Annotated in this window: 16 protein-coding genes; 8 read left to right on the forward strand and 8 right to left on the reverse strand. The window is 62.6% G+C overall.

The window, feature by feature from the left end:
• The first annotated feature begins 132 nt into the window (after positions 1–132).
• On the forward strand, positions 133–996 hold the full coding sequence (locus A4C63_RS17225) for a sensor domain-containing diguanylate cyclase (protein WP_063913739.1): 864 nt from the start codon (positions 133–135) through the stop codon (positions 994–996).
• Positions 997–1041: 45 nt separating this feature from the next.
• Positions 1042–1710 carry a bifunctional 2-polyprenyl-6-hydroxyphenol methylase/3-demethylubiquinol 3-O-methyltransferase UbiG gene (locus tag A4C63_RS17230; protein WP_063913740.1) on the forward strand — a complete coding sequence of 223 codons (669 nt, stop codon included), beginning with the start codon at positions 1042–1044 and terminating at the stop codon, positions 1708–1710.
• Positions 1711–1779: 69 nt separating this feature from the next.
• Here A4C63_RS17230 and quiC read toward each other — a convergent pair whose 3' ends face one another.
• Entirely contained in the window at positions 1780–3687 is a 1908-nt protein-coding gene (quiC, locus tag A4C63_RS17235) for a 3-dehydroshikimate dehydratase QuiC (RefSeq protein ID WP_063913741.1), read from the reverse strand.
• 288 nt (positions 3688–3975) lie between these two features.
• Here quiC and A4C63_RS17240 point away from each other — a divergent pair, with 288 nt between their 5' ends.
• The gene (locus A4C63_RS17240) at positions 3976–5349 is read left to right on the forward strand and encodes an MFS transporter (RefSeq protein ID WP_063913742.1); all 1374 of its coding nucleotides are present in this window, start codon (positions 3976–3978) and stop codon (positions 5347–5349) included.
• 136 nt (positions 5350–5485) lie between these two features.
• Here the strand turns inward: A4C63_RS17240 and A4C63_RS17245 are convergent, their stop codons facing one another.
• The 5 genes from A4C63_RS17245 to A4C63_RS17265 all read right to left on the reverse strand — a co-directional run bounded on the left by A4C63_RS17245 (position 5486) and on the right by A4C63_RS17265 (position 11695).
• Complete coding sequence (locus tag A4C63_RS17245; RefSeq protein WP_063913743.1) at positions 5486–6898, reverse strand: DOPA decarboxylase; 1413 nt, start codon at positions 6896–6898, stop codon at positions 5486–5488.
• A gap of 181 nt (positions 6899–7079) precedes the next feature.
• Positions 7080–8024, reverse strand: a complete 945-nt coding sequence (locus tag A4C63_RS17250; RefSeq protein WP_063913744.1) for a LysR family transcriptional regulator — start codon at positions 8022–8024, stop codon at positions 7080–7082.
• 139 nt (positions 8025–8163) lie between these two features.
• Positions 8164–8874 carry a YebC/PmpR family DNA-binding transcriptional regulator gene (locus A4C63_RS17255; RefSeq protein ID WP_063913745.1) on the reverse strand — a complete coding sequence of 237 codons (711 nt, stop codon included), beginning with the start codon at positions 8872–8874 and terminating at the stop codon, positions 8164–8166.
• A 97-nt stretch (positions 8875–8971) separates the two neighbouring features.
• The gene (locus A4C63_RS17260) at positions 8972–10363 is read right to left on the reverse strand and encodes an FAD-dependent oxidoreductase (RefSeq protein WP_063913746.1); all 1392 of its coding nucleotides are present in this window, start codon (positions 10361–10363) and stop codon (positions 8972–8974) included.
• 15 nt (positions 10364–10378) lie between these two features.
• Positions 10379–11695, reverse strand: a complete 1317-nt coding sequence (locus A4C63_RS17265; protein ID WP_063913747.1) for an MFS transporter — start codon at positions 11693–11695, stop codon at positions 10379–10381.
• 243 nt (positions 11696–11938) lie between these two features.
• On the opposite strand from A4C63_RS17265, the gene A4C63_RS17270 reads away from it, so the two are divergent.
• Positions 11939–12808, forward strand: a complete 870-nt coding sequence (locus tag A4C63_RS17270; RefSeq protein WP_063913748.1) for a LysR substrate-binding domain-containing protein — start codon at positions 11939–11941, stop codon at positions 12806–12808.
• Positions 12809–12965: 157 nt separating this feature from the next.
• Positions 12966–13337: a DUF2784 domain-containing protein gene (locus tag A4C63_RS17275; protein ID WP_063913749.1), complete on the forward strand. Its 372-nt coding sequence runs from the start codon at positions 12966–12968 to the stop codon at positions 13335–13337.
• On the opposite strand, the gene tam is transcribed toward A4C63_RS17275, so the two are convergent.
• On the reverse strand, positions 13327–14103 hold the full coding sequence (tam, locus tag A4C63_RS17280) for a trans-aconitate 2-methyltransferase (protein WP_063913750.1): 777 nt from the start codon (positions 14101–14103) through the stop codon (positions 13327–13329). The two genes, A4C63_RS17275 and tam, sit on opposite strands and share 11 nt — an antisense overlap.
• Before the next feature lie 174 nt (positions 14104–14277).
• A complete protein-coding gene (locus A4C63_RS17285) occupies positions 14278–15687 on the reverse strand; it encodes an amino acid permease (RefSeq protein ID WP_025338600.1) in 1410 nt (469 codons plus the stop codon).
• Between the two features lie 323 nt (positions 15688–16010).
• Here A4C63_RS17285 and A4C63_RS17290 point away from each other — a divergent pair, with 323 nt between their 5' ends.
• From A4C63_RS17290 to A4C63_RS25850, 3 genes are all read left to right on the forward strand, one after another.
• On the forward strand, positions 16011–17435 hold the full coding sequence (locus A4C63_RS17290) for a PLP-dependent aminotransferase family protein (RefSeq protein WP_063913751.1): 1425 nt from the start codon (positions 16011–16013) through the stop codon (positions 17433–17435).
• A gap of 571 nt (positions 17436–18006) precedes the next feature.
• Positions 18007–19743, forward strand: a complete 1737-nt coding sequence (locus tag A4C63_RS25845; protein ID WP_156510890.1) for an S-type pyocin domain-containing protein — start codon at positions 18007–18009, stop codon at positions 19741–19743.
• On the forward strand, positions 19740–20006 hold the full coding sequence (locus A4C63_RS25850; protein WP_082888361.1) for a hypothetical protein: 267 nt from the start codon (positions 19740–19742) through the stop codon (positions 20004–20006). Before A4C63_RS25845 ends, A4C63_RS25850 begins: the two co-directional genes overlap by 4 nt.
• Positions 20007–20060 lie beyond the last annotated feature (54 nt).

Raw genomic sequence — 20060 nt, forward strand, 5'->3', positions numbered from 1 at the left:
GAAGCAGGCGACGCGGTGGATGGCACCGGCTGCGCCGGTGTTCGCGGGCATGCCCGCTCCCATAGCGGCGCCTACCGCATTTTGTTCCATTTCAGGCTATGATCGGTCACCCCGCCGCGGACGCCCTGACCTATGCCCGTCGACCTACAAGCGTTATACCCCAGGCTGATCCACCTGATGCTGGACACGGTGTTCGTGGTCGACAGGGACAACCAGATCGTTTTCGTCAGCGATGCCTGCGAGGCGCTGCTGGGCTACCAGGCCTGCGAACTGATCGGCACCCCGATCACCGACTATATGCACCCTGACGACCTGGCGATCACGCGCGCATCGATCGTCCGGGTGATGAACGGCCAACCCCATTACGACTTCCGCAACCGATACATCCGCAAGGATGGCGGGATCGTGCATATCCTGTGGGCGGCCTGCTGGTCCGATGAAGCCGATGCCCGCATCGGTGTGGCGCGGGATATCACCGCCCAACGCCAGGCCGAGGAGGAACTGCGCTTCCTGGCCCACCATGACCCCCTCACCCGCCTGGCCAACCGGGCCATGTTCAATGAGCGGCTGGACACCGCCCTTGCCGCGGCCCGGCGCCACAGCCACCCGCTGGCGTTGCTGTTCATCGATATCAATGACTTCAAGGACATCAACGATAACCACGGGCACAGCGTGGGCGACCGGGTACTGTGCACCCTGGCACGGCGCCTGGAAGGCTGTGTGGGTACGACCGATACAGTGGCGCGAATGGGCGGCGACGAGTTCACCGTGCTGCTGACCGACTACGCGTCACCAGAGTCCATTGCCGAGCAGGTTGCACGCATCCTGGCAGCCATGGCCGAGCCTCTCGGTGCCGAGTTTGCGGGCATCGACGCGCCCTCCTGCAGCATTGGCGTGGCCTGTTTCCCCGAGGACGGCAACGATGCCGACATGCTGCTGCGCCATGCTGATGGCGATATGTACCGGGTCAAGCGACAGCGCGCTGCGGCCAGCTGATCGCTCTGGCGGCAGCTGGTGGAATCGACCACAACGGAGATGACCATGCGCAACCCTGAAGATACCTTGCTCGATAGCTGGCAGCACAACGCCCAGGCCTGGATCGATGCGGTGCGCAGTGGCGCAATCGAGAGCCGCCGCCAGGTCACCGACCAGGCCATCCTGCTGGCCATCCTTGGTCGCCAACCCGAACGCGTGCTCGACCTGGGCTGTGGTGAAGGCTGGCTGCTGCGGGCGCTGGGCGACCGTGGTGTCGAGGCGGTAGGTGTGGATGGTGACCGGGCGCTGGTGGATGCCGCGCGCGCTGCGGGTTCCGCCGAGGTGCACCTGGCCAGCTATGCACAGCTGGCCGATGCCCAGGCCTATGTTGGCAAGGACTATGACCTGGTTTGTGCCAACTTCGCCCTGTTGCAGCAGGACATCATCCCGCTGCTGGCGGCGATGAATGCGTTGCTGGTGCCAGGCGGTGCGCTGGTGATCCAGACCCTGCACCCATGGAGTGTGGCGGATGGGAATTACCAGGATGGCTGGCGGGAGGAGTCGTTTGCCGGGCTTGCCGGGGATTGGCACGTGATGCCTTGGTACTTCCGCACCCTGGCCAGCTGGCTGAACGCGCTGGACATGGCGGGGTTGCGGCTGGTCGGTTTGCAGGAGCCACAGCACCCACAGAGTGCGCTGCCGCAGTCGCTGCTGTTGGTGGCCGAGCGCCCTTGAAGCATACGCGGTCGGTGTAGGAACGGCCCATCACGACACAAGGCCGCTCCTACAGGGACCGCGCTGGGGTCAGAGGACCGGCTTGCGCACCGCCCCGCTGCGGGCCTTGGCCATGGCCGCCAGGCGCACCGCGACGTTGGCCGCACCGTAACCGGCATACCCCCCCTTGCGCTGGATGATCTCGAAGAAGAAACGCTCTTCGAACGGCTCGGTGTACACGTGGAACAGCTCGCCACCCTGGGCATCGCGGTCGTACAGCACGTTGTAGTAGGCCAGTTCGCTGAGGAATTCGTCGTCGAAATCGAAACGCGCCGCCAGGTCGTCGTAGTAGTTCAGCGGGATCTCCAGCAGCGGTACGCCAGCCAGTTTGGCCCGCGCCACTTCGCGGAAGATGTCGTCGCAATCGAAGGCAATGTGGTGCACCCCCGAACCTCGGTAGCTGGACAGCGCATGGGCGATGGCGGTATTGCGGTTTTCCGAGATGTTCAGCGGCAGGCGCAAGGTGCCGCACTGGCTGCGCAGTGCGCGGCTCTTGACCAGGCCGTAAGGGTCCGGCAGCACCACTTCGTCGTCGGCAGCGAAGTCGAACAGGCTCTTGTAGAACAGCACCCAGCTGTCCAGCGACTCGGCCGGCAGGGCCAGGGCCATGTGGTCGATGCGGCGCAGGCCGCCGGTGGCCGTGGCGTTCTTGTCCAGGCTGAAGTCGGTGTCGTACAGGGTCTGGCCAGCCGTGCCCTGCTCTACCAGGTACAGCAGGCTGCCATCCGGCGCACGTACCGCCGGCACTTCGCACTCGTTAGGCCCGACCAGGCCGCGGAACGGCTGGCCACGGTAGGCGGTGGCACGTTTCAGGGCAGCTTGCTGGTCCTTGACCCGCAGTGCGGTGGCGCACAGCGACGGCCCGTGGGCCTCGAAGAAGTTGTGGCCGAAGGAATAGGGTTCGGCGTTCAGCACAATGTTGATATCACCCTGGCGCAGCAACTGCACCTCTTTGCTGCGGTGCTTGCCGGCTTCGGCAAAGCCCAGGCGCTTCAGCCAGCTACCCAGGCGCGCGCCGACGGCCTCGTCGACCGCGAATTCGAGGAACTCCACACCGTCATAGGCACTGGCCGCCGGTGGGGTGAACAGCACACCGGGTTCGATCGGCGTGCCTTCCTGCTCCAGGCGCAGGCGAGTCTGCTCCTCGAGGTACAGCAGCGAACGCAGGCCGTCGGCGGCATTCTGCCGGGGCGGTGCAGCGCGGAAGCCGTCGTTGAAGATTTCCAGCGACAGCGGCCCGCGGTAGCCAGTGGCGAGGATTGGCGCCAGGAAACCGGCCATGTCCATCTCGCCCTGCCCCGGGAAGCAGCGGAAGTGGCGGCTCCACTCCAGCACATCCATGGCCAGGATCGGCGCATCGGCCATTTGCACGAAGAAGATCTTGTCGCCGGGGATATCGCCGATCGCGCTCGGGTCGCCCTTGAGCGACAAGGTGTGGAAGCTGTCGAGGATCACCCCGAGGGCCGGGTGGTCAGCCTGGCGCACCAGGTTCCAGACTTGCTGGTAGGTGTTGACGTGGCGGCCCCAGGCCAGGGCTTCGTAGCCAATGCGCAGGCCGCGTTTGCCAGCGTGCTCGGCCAGCAGGCGCAGGTCGTCGACCAACAGCTGTTCTTCGCCCAGGGCATCGGCCTGGACGTTGCTGCACACCAGCACCAGATCGGTGCCCAGTTCCTGCATCAGGTCGAATTTGCGCTCGGCGCGGTCGAGGTTTTTCTGCAGGCGGTCGCGGCGGCAGCCTTCAAAGTCGCGAAACGGCTGGAACAGGGTGATGGCAATCCCCAGGTCAGCGCACATCTGCCGCACCTGGCGCGGGCTGCCAGCGTAATAGAGCAGGTCGTTTTCGAAGATCTCGACGCCGTCAAAACCGGCGGCGGCGATGGCTTCGAGCTTTTCCGGCAGGGTGCCGCTCAAGGACACGGTAGCGATCGAACGCTGCATGGCGGGAGTTCCTTGTTGTTAGAGGGAGACGGTGCCAGACAGGTAAAAAAACACTGTCACAGTTTATGGCACGATCGATTATTCGCAGGTAGAGTCGTCGCTTCAATCTCTTTGTACGGAATGGTTAGTTTTGCGTTCGATTATCGCACAATACCCGTTTTAGCGAATTGCCAGTCCGCTGGCCCGTGGTCAACATGAACCACAGACGCAGGCACACCGACCACTGCCTCCTGCCTTGGCTAACCTCCGGCGGAACCTGCGCTAACAACAATAACAACGGAGACAACGATGGCTCACTCCAGCTCTCAAGCCAAGAAAGCGACCGCCAGTGGATGGATAGGCTCGGCACTCGAGTACTACGACTTTTTCATCTACGCCCAGGCCGCTGCACTGATTTTCCCGCAGATCTTCTTCCCTAACACTGATCCGAAAATGGCCATCATTGCCTCGCTGGCCACCTACGGCGTGGGTTACCTGGCGCGCCCGTTCGGCGCCTTCGTGCTGGGCCACTGGGGTGACACCCGCGGCCGCAAGAACGTACTGTTGCTGTGCATGTTCCTGATGGGTCTGTCGACCATGGCCGTGGGCCTGCTGCCCACCTACCACGACATCGGCCTGCTCGCCCCGGCCTTGCTGGTGGTGCTGCGTCTGATCCAGGGCTTTGCCGTGGCTGGTGAAATTTCCGGTGCCAGTTCGATGATCATGGAACATGCTCCATTCGGCCGACGGGGCTACTACGCCAGCTTCACCCTGCAAGGCGTGCAGGCTGGCCAGGTGCTGGCGGCGGCCGTGTTCCTGCCACTGGCCTACTTCATGCCCAGCGAAGCCTTCAACGACTGGGGCTGGCGCATTCCATTCCTGATGAGCGCCATCGTGCTGATTGCCGGCTTCATCATCCGTAAGGAAGTGCACGAAACCCCGGCGTTCGTGAAGGAAGAGAAGCAGGACAAAGTCGCCAAGTCGCCGATCAGCGAGGCCTTCCGCCACAGCTGGAAGCACATGGTGCTGGTGATGTTCATGGCGCTGATGAACGTGATCCCGGTGGTGGCCACCATCTTCGGTGCGGCCTACGCGGTACAGCCGGCCTATGGCATCGGCTTCGACAAGAGCGTGTACCTGTGGATTCCGGTAGTCGGCAACATCGTCGCGGTGCTGGTGATCCCGTTTGTAGGTAACCTGTCCGACAAGATCGGCCGTCGCCCGACCATGATCGCCGGTTGCCTGGGCTCGGGCCTGCTGGCGTTCCTCTACCTGTATGCGATCAGCATCCAGAACGTACCGCTGGCGTTCGCCTCGTCGATCGTCATGTGGGGCATGGTCTACCAGGGTTATAACGCGGTATTCCCCAGCTTCTACCCAGAGCTGTTCCACACCCGCTACCGTGTTTCGGCCATGGCCATCGCACAGAACATCGGCACCATGCTGACCGCCATGCTGCCAGCGCTGTTCGCCCTGGTTGCCCCACCCGGCTCGGACAACATCCCGCTGGTGGTTGGTGGGCTGGCGTTCTTCATCACCTGCGTGTGCGCCCTGGCAGCGTACATTGCCCCGGAAACCCATCGCCTGGCGATGGAAGACCTGGGTAACCCCGATGCCAAGCCGATGGACAAGACCACCTATGAAGCTAGCCGTAAAGGTAGCTTTCAGGCAGTGAGCCACTGATCGATTGCAGGGGGCTGCTCTGCAGCCCATTCGCGGGCAAGCCCGCTCCCACAGGGTCGCATCAAGCCTGAGGCCGATGCAGTCCCTGTAGGAGCGGGCTTGCCCGCGAATGGGCCGCAACGCGGCCCCGGCAGTTTCAGCCCTTGACCACTTCCTGCAGGCGCGCCCAGAGCTGTTCGACATGCTCCCGCTCGGTCGGCAATGCGCCAATCGACACCCGCACCATCCACCGCCCATCCAGCGTCGCCGGCGTCACATAGGCATCCCCGGACGCATTCAACCGCTCTGCCCAGCCCTTGGTATGCGCATCCAGCGCCTCCCCTTCAAGCCCCGCCGGCCGATGGCGAATGCACAACGTCTGCAACTGCACCGGCGCCAGTACCTCCCACTCCCCAGCCGCCGCAACCTGCCCGACCAGCCATTGGGCATTGTCCAGGTCACGCCGCAGTCGTGCCTGCAACGCCTCTACGCCCTCGCTGCGCAGCATGAACCACAGCTTCAACGCGCGGAACCGGCGGCCCAGCGGGATACCCCAGTCACGCAGGTTCTTCACCTCGCTATCCACCGCCGACTGCAGGTAGCTGGGGTTGGTGCTCATGACCCGGATCAGGTGCTGCGGGTCGCGCACGTAGTAGATCGAGCAATCGAAAGCCACGCCCAGCCACTTGTGCGCATTGACCACCAGCGAGTCGGCCAGCTCGATGCCGTCCCACATCCAGCGGCATTCCGGCAGGATCATCGCCGAGCCGGCCATGGCCGAGTCCACATGCAGCCACAGGCCATGGGCCTGGGCGATCTCGCCGATCGGGCGCAGCGGGTCGAGGGCCGTGGTGGCAGTGGTGCCGGTGGTGGCGACCACGGCGCAGGGCTGGTTGCCGGCGGCCAGGTCCTGCTCGATCGCCGCCTGCAGTGCTTGCGGGCGCATGGCGTAGCGTTCGTCGGTCGGGATCAGGCGGATGTTGTCACGGCCAAAACCGGCCAGCAGTGCTGCCTTGTCCACCGAGCTGTGGGCGTGGGCGCTGACATAGACGATCAGTGGTCTGGCCTGGGCTTGCAGGCCGCCGCGCACCAGTGCGTAGTCGCTGGCGCGTTCGCGCGCACAGATCAGCGCCACCAGGGTGCTGGTGGATGCGGTGTCCTGGATCACCCCGCTCCATTGGCCAGACAGGCCGAGCAGCTGACGCAGCCAGTCGAGGGTAGTTTCCTCCAGCTCGCTCAGGGCCGGGCTGGACTGCCACGACAGGCCCAGCACGCCAAGGCCGGTGCTGAGGAAGTCACCGAGGACCGACGACAGGGTGCCGTTGGAGGGGAAATAACCGTAGAAGTCCGGGTGCTGCCAATGGGACAGGCCAGGCATGACCAACTGATTGACGTCGTCGAGGATCGCTGCGAAAGGTTCACCTTGCTGAGGGGCCTGTGCGGGCAAGGCGGCCTTGAGATAGCCGGGCTCGACCTGGGCCATGACCGGGCGCTCGCCAACGGTTTGGCGGTAATCGGCGATAAGGTCGATCAGTTGGTGGCCGTACTGGCGGAATTGTTCGGGGGTCACCTGGGGTCTCCTGTGGGTTGTTCGCTGCCTGTACTGGCCTCTTCGCGGGCACGCCCGCTCCTCCAGGCGATGCAGTACCTGTAGGAGCGGGCGTGCCCGCGAAGAGGCCGGTACAGGCAACACAATGCCCCCAGTCTAGGCACCTATCCCGAAGTGAATAACCCCGCTTCGCGCATACCTGTTATGGCAAACCCGCATGCCCGCCCTGCACACCAAACTGCGACTGGCGCCACAACTCGAACACCCGGTTGCGCAACCAGCGGTGCTCGGCCGAGGCCTGCAGGCGCTGGTGCCACACCACCCAGTAGCGCTGGCTGTGGTCGATGAAACCCAGCGGCCGCCAGGCCAGGTCATGCAGGCGACACAGCTGCCGGGCGATGTGCTCGGGGACGGTGGCCAGCGCCTGGCTGTTGGCGATCACCTGCACGGTGGCGGAGAAGAACGGCACCTCCAGGCTGACCCGCCGTTGCAGGCCCTGGGCCCGCAGGTGGCGGTCAATGAAGCTGTCCTTGTCACCACCGCCGGAAATACGCACATGCTTGTGCGCCAGGTAGTCGGCCTGGCTGAGCGCACCGTGGGCGACCAGCGGGTGGTCGTGGCGCATCAGGCACACCGCGCGGTCTTCGCCCAACAGGCGCCCGTGCAGGTTGGGTGGCGACTCGTCGAACAAGGTGGTCGCCAGGTCGATCTCACCGCTGGCCAGCAAGGCGTACTGGCCGGCCTGCCAGGTACGGTACTCCAGCGATACGCCCGGCGCTTCGCGCTCCAGCGCCGCCACCAGCAGCGGCAGCATGTGCTCGGCCACATAGTCGGACGCTGCCAGGCAGAAGCGCCGCTCGCAACGCGCCGGGTCGAATACTGCGGGCTGGCGCAGGGCGTGCAGCTCTTCGAGAACCTGGCGCAGGGGTTCGACCAGGGCTTCGGCGTGTTCGCTGAGCACGTAACCGCGGCCCTGGCGAACCAGCAACGGGTCGTCGAAGGCTTCGCGCAGGTGGGCCAGCTGACGGCTAAGGGCGGACTGGCTGACGCCCAGACGCTCGGCGGCGTGGCTGAGGTTCTTCAGCTGCAGCAGGTGGTCGAGGGTGCGCAGGTGGGCGAGGCTGAGGGAGGCGAAGGTGGGGTTCATCGGGGTTCGGCTCCAGACCGCTGGCGAGGGCTTTGCCCTCGTTTCGCGACACAAGGCCGCTCCCACATGGAGTATGTGTTCCACTGTGGGAGCGGCCTTGCGTCGCGAAAGGGCCGCAAAGCGGCCCCGGATATGCAGATCAGTCAGTCAGGCCGACATACACGTTCTGCACATCATCGTTCTCGTCGATCGCCTCGAGGAACGCTTCCACCTCGGCCAGCGCTTCAGCACTCAGGCTGGCCGCGCTCACCGGGTTTTTCGGGGTGTAACCAATCTTCGCCGAAGTCACGGTAAAGCCATGCTCCGGCAGGGCTTTCTGCACCGCGTCCAGGTCGGTGGTGTCGGTGATGAACAGGGTCGAACCCTCTTCGTCGCCTTCCTCGAAGTCCTGGGCACCGGCTTCAATGGCCGCCATTTCCGGGTCGGCGTCGCCGTTCGGGGTGGCTTCGATCAGGCCGACATGGTTGAAGTCCCAGGCCACCGAACCGCTGGCACCCAGCTGGCCCTTGCGGAACAGCACGCGGATTTGCGCGACGGTACGGTTGACGTTGTCGGTCAGGCACTCGACGATCAGCGGTACCTGGTGCGGAGCGAAGCCTTCGTAGCTTACCGCCGAATACTGCACGGCATCGCCGTCCAGACCCGCGCCCTTGCGGATTGCGCGCTCCAGGGTCTCGCGGGTCATCGAGGCCTTCTTGGCCTGTTCGATGGCCAGGCGCAGGCGCGGGTTCATGTCCGGGTCGGCACCGGCCTTGGCAGCGATCTGGATCTCTTTGGACAGCTTGCCCATGATCTTGCCTTTGGCGTTGGCCGCGGCTTCTTTATGTTTGGCTTTCCACTGTGCGCCCATGTCGACTCTCTTGTTTCAGCGGCCGGTTCAGGAAGCGACCGGCCAAAAGTGGGTGCAGTTTATACGCCCTCAGGCCTGTGTTCGACAAGAAATCTCATCAGCCTTTGTCCGCCTTGCCTGCCGCCGCGGCAAACCGCGCCAAGCGCACGTCCAGCCGGCGCGGACGTAAACCGTGGTCCTCGGCCCGCTCCTTGCGGCGGATGGCATTGCGCACCATCAGCGAACCCAGGTAGCGGATCGGCTCGGGGGGGAACAGCCCCAGCGGCCCCTTGACCAGCGGCGAACGGGTCCACGGGTTGTCCAGCCCCAGCGCCAGCGACGAAAGAATCTGCCCGCCCATGTGGCACGGCCCGACACCACTGCCGGAGTAACCAAAGCCATAGAATACGTTGCCCTGCCCGTCCAGCCGGCCAAAGAACGGCAAACCGGTCACCGAGCGATCGGACGGCCCGTTCCAGCTGGCCGCCAGTGGCACCTCGGCCAGCGCCGGGAAAAACCCGCCCAGGCTTTCACGCAGCAGTGGCCGGTACGGCGACGGCTGGTCGAATACCGGCAACATGCGTCCGCCATAGGCGAAGGTATTGCCGCCCTTGCCGAGCATCAGCCGACCATCGGAGGTGTTGTGGTAGTAATGCACGAAAATCCGCGAATCGAGCACGCTGATGCCGCTGTCCAGGCCAATCTGGCGCAGCAGCTCGGGGCACGGTTCGGTGATCACCATGTCGCTGGAAACAATCGCCACGCTGCGTTCGAACTGCGGGAAGGCCCGCGCCATCCAGGCATTCAGGCCCAATACCACGCGGTCGGCGCGCACCGAGCCATGAGCCGTGCGCACCTGCACCGGGGCGCCGTGCTCCAGGCCAGTCATGGCGGTGCCCTCATGAATGCGTACGCCGCGCTGCAAGGCCACCCGGCGCAGGCCGCGCACCAGCTTGCCCGGCTGCACCGTGGCCGCGGCTGGCGAGAACCAGCCTTCCAGGTGCCGCACCGAACCCGCCAGACGCTGCACCTGCGGCAGCGGCAGGCGGCGAAACGAATTGATCCCCTTGTGCTCCAGCGCAGCGATCACCGCGTCGGTGGCGCCGACCTGGGCGGCATTGGTGGCGGTGTACAGCGTGCCGTCCAGGCGGTAGTCGCAGTCGATGCCATTGGCCGCGCAGAACGCGCCAATTTCATCGATGCTGCGTTCCGACTCGCGCACCAGGCGCACCGCCTCGGCCACCCCGAACAGGCGCTCGAGGGTGAAGTACTTGGCCGACCAGGACAACGCGCAACCACCGTTGCGGCCACTGGCACCGGCGCCGCAGATATCGGCCTCGATCAGCACGATATCCAGGGCCGGCACCGCCTCCTTGAGCATCAGTGCGGTCCATAGGCCGGTGTAGCCGCCACCGACGATGCATACATCGCAACGGGCATCGCCTCGCAGCGGCGGGCATACCGCTTCCTGTGCCGAATCCAGGGCCTGTTGCAGCCAGAAGGGTCTCATTCGCTCGCTTTCCTTTCAGGTACGCAGTGGCTTGATTGCCATGCTGGTATTCGGTGCCACATCGGTGCTTTGCACAGCGCTGGCCGGGCGGCTGTTCCAGTGCGGCAGCAGCACCAGCGCCGAGAACAGCGCGCAGCCGGCAAACACGATGAACACCGTGACACCATCGAAGTAACCCGGTAGCAGCCCGCCCAGTACCGCCCCCACCGAGCCGCAGCCGTTGACGAAACCCGCTGCGGTGGCACCGGCCTTGGCGGTGCCGAAGTCGATGGCCGCAGCGCCGCTGATCATCGAGTCCGGCCCGTACAGGGTCAGGCCCATGACGAACAGCAGGGCCACCACCAGGATCACGCTGCCGGTGTGCATGGCCGCCATGAATGCCGCCAGGGCCACGGTCAGCAGCAGCAGGCTGATGACACAGGCCGGCATGCGCCGGGCGCCGAACAGCTTGTCGGAGGCCAGGCCGATGATGATCGGGCCGAGCAGCCCGGCCAGTTCGAAGGCTGTCGGGATGATCGCTGCACCCACCTTGCCTACCGAAGGCATCTGCTCGAAGACGATCACCGGCCCCCACAGCAGGATGGCGTAGCGCGCCGGCTTCAACAGGAAGTACGCCAGCCCCAGGGTCAGCACCGTGCGGTTGCGCAGGATCTCCTTCAGCGGCGCCCACACGCTACACAGGTTGCCGGCCGGGGCCATGCTCTGCGGCTCGGGCTCAACCGCCGGCAGGCCAACGTCTTCAGGCTTGTTGCGCTGCAGGAAGAAGAACAGCACGGCCACCAGCGCCACCACCGCAGCACTGGAGAAGAACGCCGCGTGCCAGGTACCGATCAGGGTATAGGCCCACCAGCCGGCGAACGGCGAGGCCACCAGGCCGCCAAAGGCATAGCAGGAACTCCACAGGCCCAGCACCCGCCCACGCTGCGACGCGGGGAAGAAGCTGCCGATGTTCTTGCACAACCCGGCCCAGCCGGTGGATTGCGCCAGGCCCTGTACCAGCATGCAGGTGGCGAAGATCGGGAACGTGGCGTAACTGCCCATCACCACCGCCGCGGCAGCAGAAATCAGCAGGCCGCCAAGCACCACCACGCGCGGGCCGAAGCGGTCGGCAAGCATGCCCCAGGTGAACTGGCCCACGGCGTAGGCGGCCAGGTAGATGGCGTCGAGGTTGGCCATGGCGGCCTTGTCGAGCATGAAGTTGGGGTCTTCAGCGATGCCCAGCTTGGCCACCGAGAAGGCCTTGCGGGTGAAGTAGAAGGCGGCGTAGGCCAGCCAGGTAATGGCAAAAATCTGGATGCGCCAGCGTTTGAACGCGGCTAGGGATTGGTTCATGTAAGTCTGACCTCTTGCTCAAGTGTGCCGGCAGAATGTGAAGAAACGCCTGTCTTGTTCTTGTGTTACGCACAGCGATGACGAGGCTGTCATCGGGTCAGATGGCACCGTGTGGGCGCCATGGCCCTGGCGGCGCTTGTGGTGCCTGCGTCGGGCTGACATGCATGGAAACAGTTGCAGTAAGATAAATAAAATCGATTTATCGTATTTCACACATAAGCCCAGCTTGTTACTGAGGTCGTCATGTCGGTTTCCCACGCACAACTCAAGGCCTTCCATGCCGTGGCAGTTCACGGCAGCTTTACCCGCGCCGCCGAGAAGCTGTTTCTTACCCAGCCCGCGGTGTCGGACCAGGTGCGCAAACTGGAGGAGCGCTTCGGCGTGTTGCTGTTCCACCGCAACAAGCGCTCGGTGCAGCTCACCGACCTCGGCGAGCGCCTGCTGGGTATCAGCCAGCGCCTGTTCGCCTGCGAGGCCGAAGCCCATGAACTGCTGCAGGATTCGCGTGCGCTGCACACCGGCAGCCTGGTACTGGCAGTGGATGCGCCAGTGCACGTGCTGCCGCAGATCGCCCGCTTCTGCCAGCGCTACCCGGGCATCCAGGTGAAGATCGAGACCGGCAACACCGACGAGTCGCTGGCCCGGCTGTTCAGCTACCAGGCCGACCTGGCCCTGCTGGGGCGGGACGTCGACGATGAGCGGCTGCACTGCCTGCCGCTGCGTCGCGACCCGATGGTGGCGTTCGTCTCCCACCAGCACCCATGGGCCAGCCGTGGCGCGATCAGCCTGGCGGATCTGGACGATATGCCGCTGGTGCTGCGCGAGCCCGGGTCGGTGACGCGGCAGACGCTGGAAGAAGAGATGCAACGGGCCGGGCTGCGGATTCGCCCGGCGATCCAGGTGGAAGGCCGGGAAGCGGCGCGGGAAGCGGTGGTGGTGGGGATTGGTGTGGGGGTGGTATCGGCGGCGGAGTTTGGTGCGGATGCGCGGGTGTGTGCGTTGCCGATCGTCGATTGCCAGCGGCACCTGACCGAGACACTGGTGTGCCTGAGTGAACAGCGCACGCGGCGGGTGGTGGCGACCTTCCTGCAGATGGTGGAGGAAGGGTTGTAAGCCTGTGCCGGCCTCTTCGCGGGTAAACCCGCTCCCACAGATCCCCCACAGTTCTCAGGTTCCGTGGAGTACCTGTGGGAGCGGGTTTACCCGCGAAGAGGCCAGTACAGGCAACCCATCTATGCTGGGAAGAACTCAATTCACAAAACAACTCCTCATGCTCTACCGCCTTGCCGCCGACACCCTGGTCCTGCTGCACCTGGCCTTCATCCTGCTGGTGCTGTTCGGCGGCCTGCTGGTGCTGCGCTGGCGCCCTGCCCTGTTGCTGCACCTGCCGGCCCTGACCTGGGGCCTGGCGGTAGAATGCCTGCACCTGGGCTGCCCGCTGACCACCTGGGAAAACCGCATGCGCAGCGCTGCCGGTGACGCGGGCTATCAGGGCGGCTTCGTCGAGCACTACATCTGGCCATTGATCTACCCCGCCGGGCTGACCCCGCACATCCAGCTGCTGCTGGGCACTTTCGTGCTGCTGCTCAACCTCGGCATCTACAGCTACGTGGCCTGGCGCTGGCACCGCCCTAGCGGGTAGCGATCACGAACAGCCGCGGGAACGGCAACAGCACCTTGCCATCGGTGGCCGGCGGGTAGTCGCGCTGCATCGCCTGCAGGTACATCTGCAGGAAATCCACCTGCTCCTGCGCCTCCAACCGCCCCAGATACGGACGCAAGGCAGAACCCTTGAACCATTCCACCACGGCTTCGGCGCCGCCGGCCAACGGGTGATGGTAGGTGGTACGCCACACATCCACCCGCGCACACAGCGGGCTGAGCAGGTCGTAGTAGAACGCCGCGTTGTGCCGTGGCGGCAGCTGGAAATCGGCGAACTTCGCCGCCCAGGGACCCTGGCTGGCGATTTCGCGCAGTTGCCGGTGGGCCGGCTCGTCGAGGTTGTCCGGGGTCTGCACGGCCAGGCTGGCACCTTCGCTCAGCTGGCGCACCAGGTGCGGATACAGCGAGGCATGGTCAGGTACCCATTGCAGCGAGGCATTGGCCAGGATCAGGTCCTGCGGTTCGGGGGCGGACCAGCCTGCAATGTCACCAATGACCGTGCGCACGCGGGGGATGCACAGCCGTTTGCGCTCGCGGGCCTTGTCGATCATGTCCGGGTCGCTGTCCAGGGCCGTCACCTGGGCATCCGGGTAACGCTGCAGCAGCACCTCGGTGGAGTTGCCGGGGCCACAGCCCAGGTCGGTGGCGTGGCGTACCGGGCGTGGCGGCACGGCGGCGAGCAGGTCGCGCACGGCGCGCGTGCGTTCGTCTTCGAACTGGGAATACTGGGTGGCGGACCAGGCCATGTGAAGCTCCTTTGGGCGGGCAATGTGTTCAGCATATGCCATCTGCCCTGTTCTGATAGGTCTGACGCGGTCCAACAAGCAAAACGCCAGAAGTCCGAGGGAAAACCCTGGCCCAACAACACAAAACGGCCGGGTCCCCCCAGGGAGCCGGCCGTTTTAAGAAGCGCGTGACGCTTAGTGCTGCTTGCCAGTACGGATCTGGTGCACCACACCCATCGCCACCACGATTGCCGCGGCGATACCGGTGGAGATCACCAGGATCTGGTAGTCAGGCATGAAGGCCATGGTCACCAGGGCGGCCACGATGAACGCGATCACCAGGTAGGTCAGCCACGGGAACAGCCACATCTTCAGGCGCACTTCCTTGCCTTCGGCAATCAGCTTGCGGCGCATGCGCAGCTGCGAGAAGGCAATCACCAGGTACACCAGCAGGGCGATCATGCCGGTGGTGTTCATCAAGGTTTCCAGCACGTCTTTCGGGCGCAGGGTCTCGCTGAAGTTGATCAGCGCACACACCACGGCCACGGCGCACGACCCCATGATCGCGTACACCGGTACACCGGTGCCGGCGCGGGTGATCTTGAAGAACGACGGCGCGTCGCCACGCTGGGCCAGGGAGAACAGCATGCGCGAAGCAGTGTAGTGGCCCGAGATCAGGCAGCTGCTCACCGAGGTCAGCACCACGAAGTTCATCAGCAACTCGGCATACGGCACGCCCAGCAGTTCCAGGGTGCGGCGGTAGGCGCCGTAGCCGGAAACGCCCAGGTGCGGGTCGTTCCACGGTACCAGGCAGACGATCAGGAAGATCGAACCCACGTAGAACAGGCACACACGCCAGACCACCGAGTTGGTCGCCTTGACGATCTGCGCGGCCGGGTCCTTGGCTTCGGAAGCGGCGATGGTGACGATTTCTGCGCCGAGGAAGGCGAACATCACCCCAAGCAAGGCACCGATCACGGTGGTGATGCCGTTGGGCATGAAACCTTCGGCGGTGAGGTGGCTGATACCACGCACTTCACCGAACTGCCAGATGTTCAGCACGGCAGCGGTACACACGATCAGGAAGCAGACGATCGCGATCACCTTGATCAAGGCGAACCAGAACTCGAACTCACCGTAGTGCTTGACGTTGAAGAAGTTGACGGTGATCAGCAACAGGGTCGTGGCCAGCACGAACACGTTGACGCTGACGTCGGGGAAGAAACCATGCAGGATCTTGCCCGCCACATAAGCTTCCCAGGCCATGAGGATGACCCAGTACCACCAGTACAGCCAGCCGATGGTGAAACCGGCCCAACGGCCGATGGCGCGATCGGCGTAGGTGGAGAACGAACCGGTGTCTGGCGAGGAAGTCGCCATTTCACCCAGCATGCGCATGATCAGTACCACCAGGATGCCGCCTGCCAGGTAGGCCAGGACAGCGGCTGGGCCGGCGCTGTGAATCACGCTGCCGGAACCGACGAACAAGGCGCCGCCGATAACCCCGGCGATCGACATCATCGTCAGGTGGCGCGACTTGAGCGAGGCACTGAGCTTGCTCTCGTGCCCGCTTTTCGCGGTGGTGGTTGTGGATGTTGCGTCCATCAGTTGTGTACCCCGTGCTTCTTTTTATCCAAGGAAAACTGTGAAACCCCGATGGCTGGCGGTTTCACGTACATCAGTGCTAATGCGCGCAGGATGGTGTGAGCGAACACACGCAGGCCCTCCATGGCGGCCTGCTGACGCGCCCCAGGGCAGGCGCCTGGGGCGAACTGAACATGCTTTAGGTGGCGATATCTGACACCTAATGTAAAAATGTCCGACGCAGAGAGCCATGCACAGTGGCATGAAACTCGCACTGCACTGTACAGGTCGCCCATGCAATACACCCTGCAAACGCCGGGCGATACGCACCCTGAAGGCCCCGAATGTTCGAATTACATCCAGACTCCTCGACCCCGCTGGTGAACCAGATCATCGACGGGCTGCGCGAGCTGATCGACAACCAGACCCTCAAGCCAGGCGCCAAGGTCCCCTCGATCCGCGCCTTTGCCGCGAGCTATTCGGTGAGCACCTTCACCGTGGTCGAGGCCTACGACCGTCTGGTCGCCCAAGGCCTGCTGGTGAGCCGGGGCAATGCGGGGTTCTTCGTCAACCGCGCGGCGGGTGAATTGCTGGACCAGCACAATGCCGAGGCCGACACCAGTCGACCAACGTTCAACTCCGAGTGGTACCTGCAGCAGATCTTCGAAATCCGCCAGTTGCCGTTCAAGCCGGGGTGCGGCTGGCTGCCCAACGACTGGATGTACGAAGACGGCCTGCGCCGCGGCCTGCGCCAGGTGGCCGGCAGCCCGCTGGAGCTGTCGGGCTACGGCGACCCCATGGGCCTGCCGGAGCTGCGCGCGCTGACCGCACAGAACCTGCAGCAGGAACTGTCGATCGTCGCCAACCCGGCGCAACTGATGCTCACCCACGGCGCCAGCCAGGCCCTGGACCTGGCCGCGCGTACGCTAGTGCGCCCGGGCGACGTGGTGCTGGTGGACGACCCCGGCTACCCCAACCTGATGAGCATCCTGCGTACCCAGGGCGCGACCCTGGTCGGCGTGCCGCGCACACCGGCCGGCTACGACCTGAACCAGCTGGAGCAGTTGCTCAGCCATCACCGCCCCACTGCGTTCTTCACCCAGCCGCACCTGCACAGCCCGACCTGCTCGCGCACGCCGCTGCCGCAGCTGCACCGCCTGCTGCAACTGGCCAGCCAGCACGGTTTCCGCCTGGTGGAGAACAACCTGTACGCCGACATGGTCGCCGAGCCGCAGCCGTGCCTGGCCAGCCTCGACCACCTGCAGCAGGTGGTGTACGTGGGCAGCTACTCCAAGAGCATCTCGCCCAATGTGCGCGTTGGCTACATGCTGGCCAACCCCGAACTGATGCAGAAGCTGCTGCACCTGAAGATGCGCTCGGGCCTGACCACCTCGCAAGTGATGGAGCGTGTGGTGTATGCCGCGATCATCGACGGGCGCTGGCGCAAGCACCTCAAACGCCTGCGCCAGCGCTTGGCCGAAGCGCACCAGGAAGTTGGCCGGCACCTGCATCGGTTGGGTTTCGAATTGTTCATCGAGTCGGATGAAGGGATGTATATCTGGACCCGCCACCCGGCGATTCCGGACAGCGCGGCGTTGCTGGATGATGCGTTGGAGAAAGGCATCATGTTGGGGCCTGGGCAGCTGTTCATGGTCGATGCCAAGGCGACCGGGTGGATGCGCTTCAACGTGGCGTTCAGTACCGAGCCGGCGATGTGGGAGTTGCTGGAGAAGGTGTTGGTGAAGCATGTGCGGCGGGGTGGGGTGTAGGGGGATCAGGTGTTTGCGGCGGGGGTGTTCGCCGGGAGGTTTTCAGCGCCTGTGAGACCGAGCGCCGCCCGCGCGGCGCATCGCGAGCGAAGCTCGCTCCTACATTTGTTTCGGGCCAATGAATCCTGTGCCAAGCGCGCGCGACCGCCTTGGCGCATGGCTCGATATCAAAGGGTACAAACAAGGCGGTCGCGCGCCGCCATCACAGGCATGACTGGCCCGAAACAAATGTAGGAGCGAGCTTCGCTCGCGATGCGCCGCGCGGGCGGCGCTCGGTCTCACAGGCGCTGAAGATGTTGTGGCATGCACCTGTTAGCTCCATCACCCTTTCACGCTTGCTCCTCTCGTCCCCAAGTCTCCCTGACACTTGGCGCTCTGGCACGACACTTTTTCTTAACTTCTTTGATCACACAGTTCAAACCCGCTCCCCACACCATTCACTTTCCTGCACCTGCTTCTTGTAGTCAAAGGCTCTAACGCAGGCCGGTAGCCCTGCATTAATTCCATCTGCTGCCCCTACGGCGAACGCTCCAATACTTTCCGTCTCAGATCTGCCACATTGGAAATAGACGTGACCACTCGAAAAACCTTAACGAGCGCTGAGTTGCAGGAAATATACTCTGCCGCACCGTTCACCTATGACTTCGAAAACATCCTTTCATGGGGCCTTCCATGCACACTGCCTATAGCACCGCCAAACATAGCCTCGCTTTCAAAAGAAGTGCTTTTAGCCAACGCAGCGACCATTGCGATAAACGCAATAAACGAAATCGAGGCCACTCGCCCAGCCGGCACCCCTGGACTCGAGAAATATCTGATCAAAAACTACTCAGTTATAAATCAATCCCACCAAGACCAAACGAACAAACTTTATTCCAAAAAGAAATTTCTACTATTCCTTTATAATAAAATCGAAAAACGAATACCACACCCCCTTAATCGGTACAGGGCACAAGACATCTACACCCCAAGTGTCGATGACGCAGCCCTGTATTTTGAAACTGGCATAGACGAATTAATCAAGGATGAAGAATATTTCTATTTAGTTGAGGAAGACCTATACACCCTAATGAGCGCCGCTACCGCAGCGCAAATTGAAATAATACTAAGACGCTGCCTTGAGAAGGTCCAAAAGGAATTCAAAGAGTTCCACCCTGGAGCAATAAAAAGTTTGCAAGAAAATCGCACCAAAGACAACAACAGCAAATCCATCACCTTAAACCTTAAGCCCACAATACAACTGAGCTCCACATTAACCAACCTTTCAACAACCGAATACCTTGAAAGCGCACTATTTAGCGGAATACAGGCACTCAAAAGGTTTGGCCTTACTGCAACCCCAATTTTCAGACTGGGCATTGGGACGTTTTTTTATTCAGCTGAACTAGGGAACGCAGATTTGTATCATGAATCAGCCCTGAGCGTGCCTGCTGAACTACTCATTCCTGATCTACCTGCCAACATTCATGACATTGCGCTTAAACACGGGACTTTCGAATCCCCGCTCCGGATTCATGCCGATCTCGATACGTACACACTTACGGGAAATGCACATGCTACACATGCGGAACAAGAGGTACCCGTACGCCCTCTGATCATGGACAAAGCAAGCAATAGCTACACATCGATTCCATCGAGTGATTTTCCAATCAGGCTCAGCTTCCCCATTCATACCGAGAACGGGTCGTCAACTACAACCCCCAGTGACCCGATACCGTCGGACCCCTATGAGGGTGTCAATCTCAGACCCGCATGGATAGAAGCGACACCGCTCCCTGCCTATGAACCACCAAATTATAAAGACTGTATTTACTGCTTCCCGCCAGAATCTGGTCTGCCACCACTGTACGTAGTTTTCAATTCTCCCTATCCCGACGCAACAACCATAGGCACTTATAGCGGGCGACCTTATAATCCAGACAAAGCGGGAGGACCTATCGAGCGACTTGATTGGCGCGAGGTCAAAATCACAGCGACAGGCATCGAATTAGTCAAATTACACACAAGCCGCTTCGACCCTTCCGATGCAAATGACATCATGATCGACAGGCTGGAAAAAATCCTACAGGGCAAGTTGCAAGAAACGGACACCGACAAGCGCTTTTACACACATGAGATAAGGGAGTTGGAGCGCTTCCGCAGCCTTGAAATACCAGATAAAATCAGGCCGAACGATGATGGTGAAGCATGGAACAATACACACGCCGCAACACTGGAAGACTACCAACTCACCTCGGAGCCCGAACTGCTTTACACACCAGAAGCAATTGAAGCAGATGACCAGCAGATCGCGCGAGAGAACAGATGAACACTATTAGCGAAATAATCACCAACGAAAGCCCCGCCGATATCATTCTGTGGCTTGTCAGGCAAAATGGCATTTCTCATCCACGGCTCGACAATCTATACAATCGAAATGGATGGGTGAACATTGGCGACTGCCTACAACTCATTAACCTGATTAAGAAAATGAGTGACGAAGGTTTGATACAGCGTGGTGGAAATGGCTATATCAAAGGTCCAAACTGGCGAGAGCCTGAATTTTTGACCCAAAAAAGATATGAGCTATAAGCAGAACTGATTCCACAGCCCAGCACGTACATCCTCGTTCACCGAGACCGAGTA

Origin of the sequence: Pseudomonas sp. p21, from assembly GCF_001642705.1 — a bacterium.
Lineage (GTDB): Bacteria > Pseudomonadota > Gammaproteobacteria > Pseudomonadales > Pseudomonadaceae > Aquipseudomonas.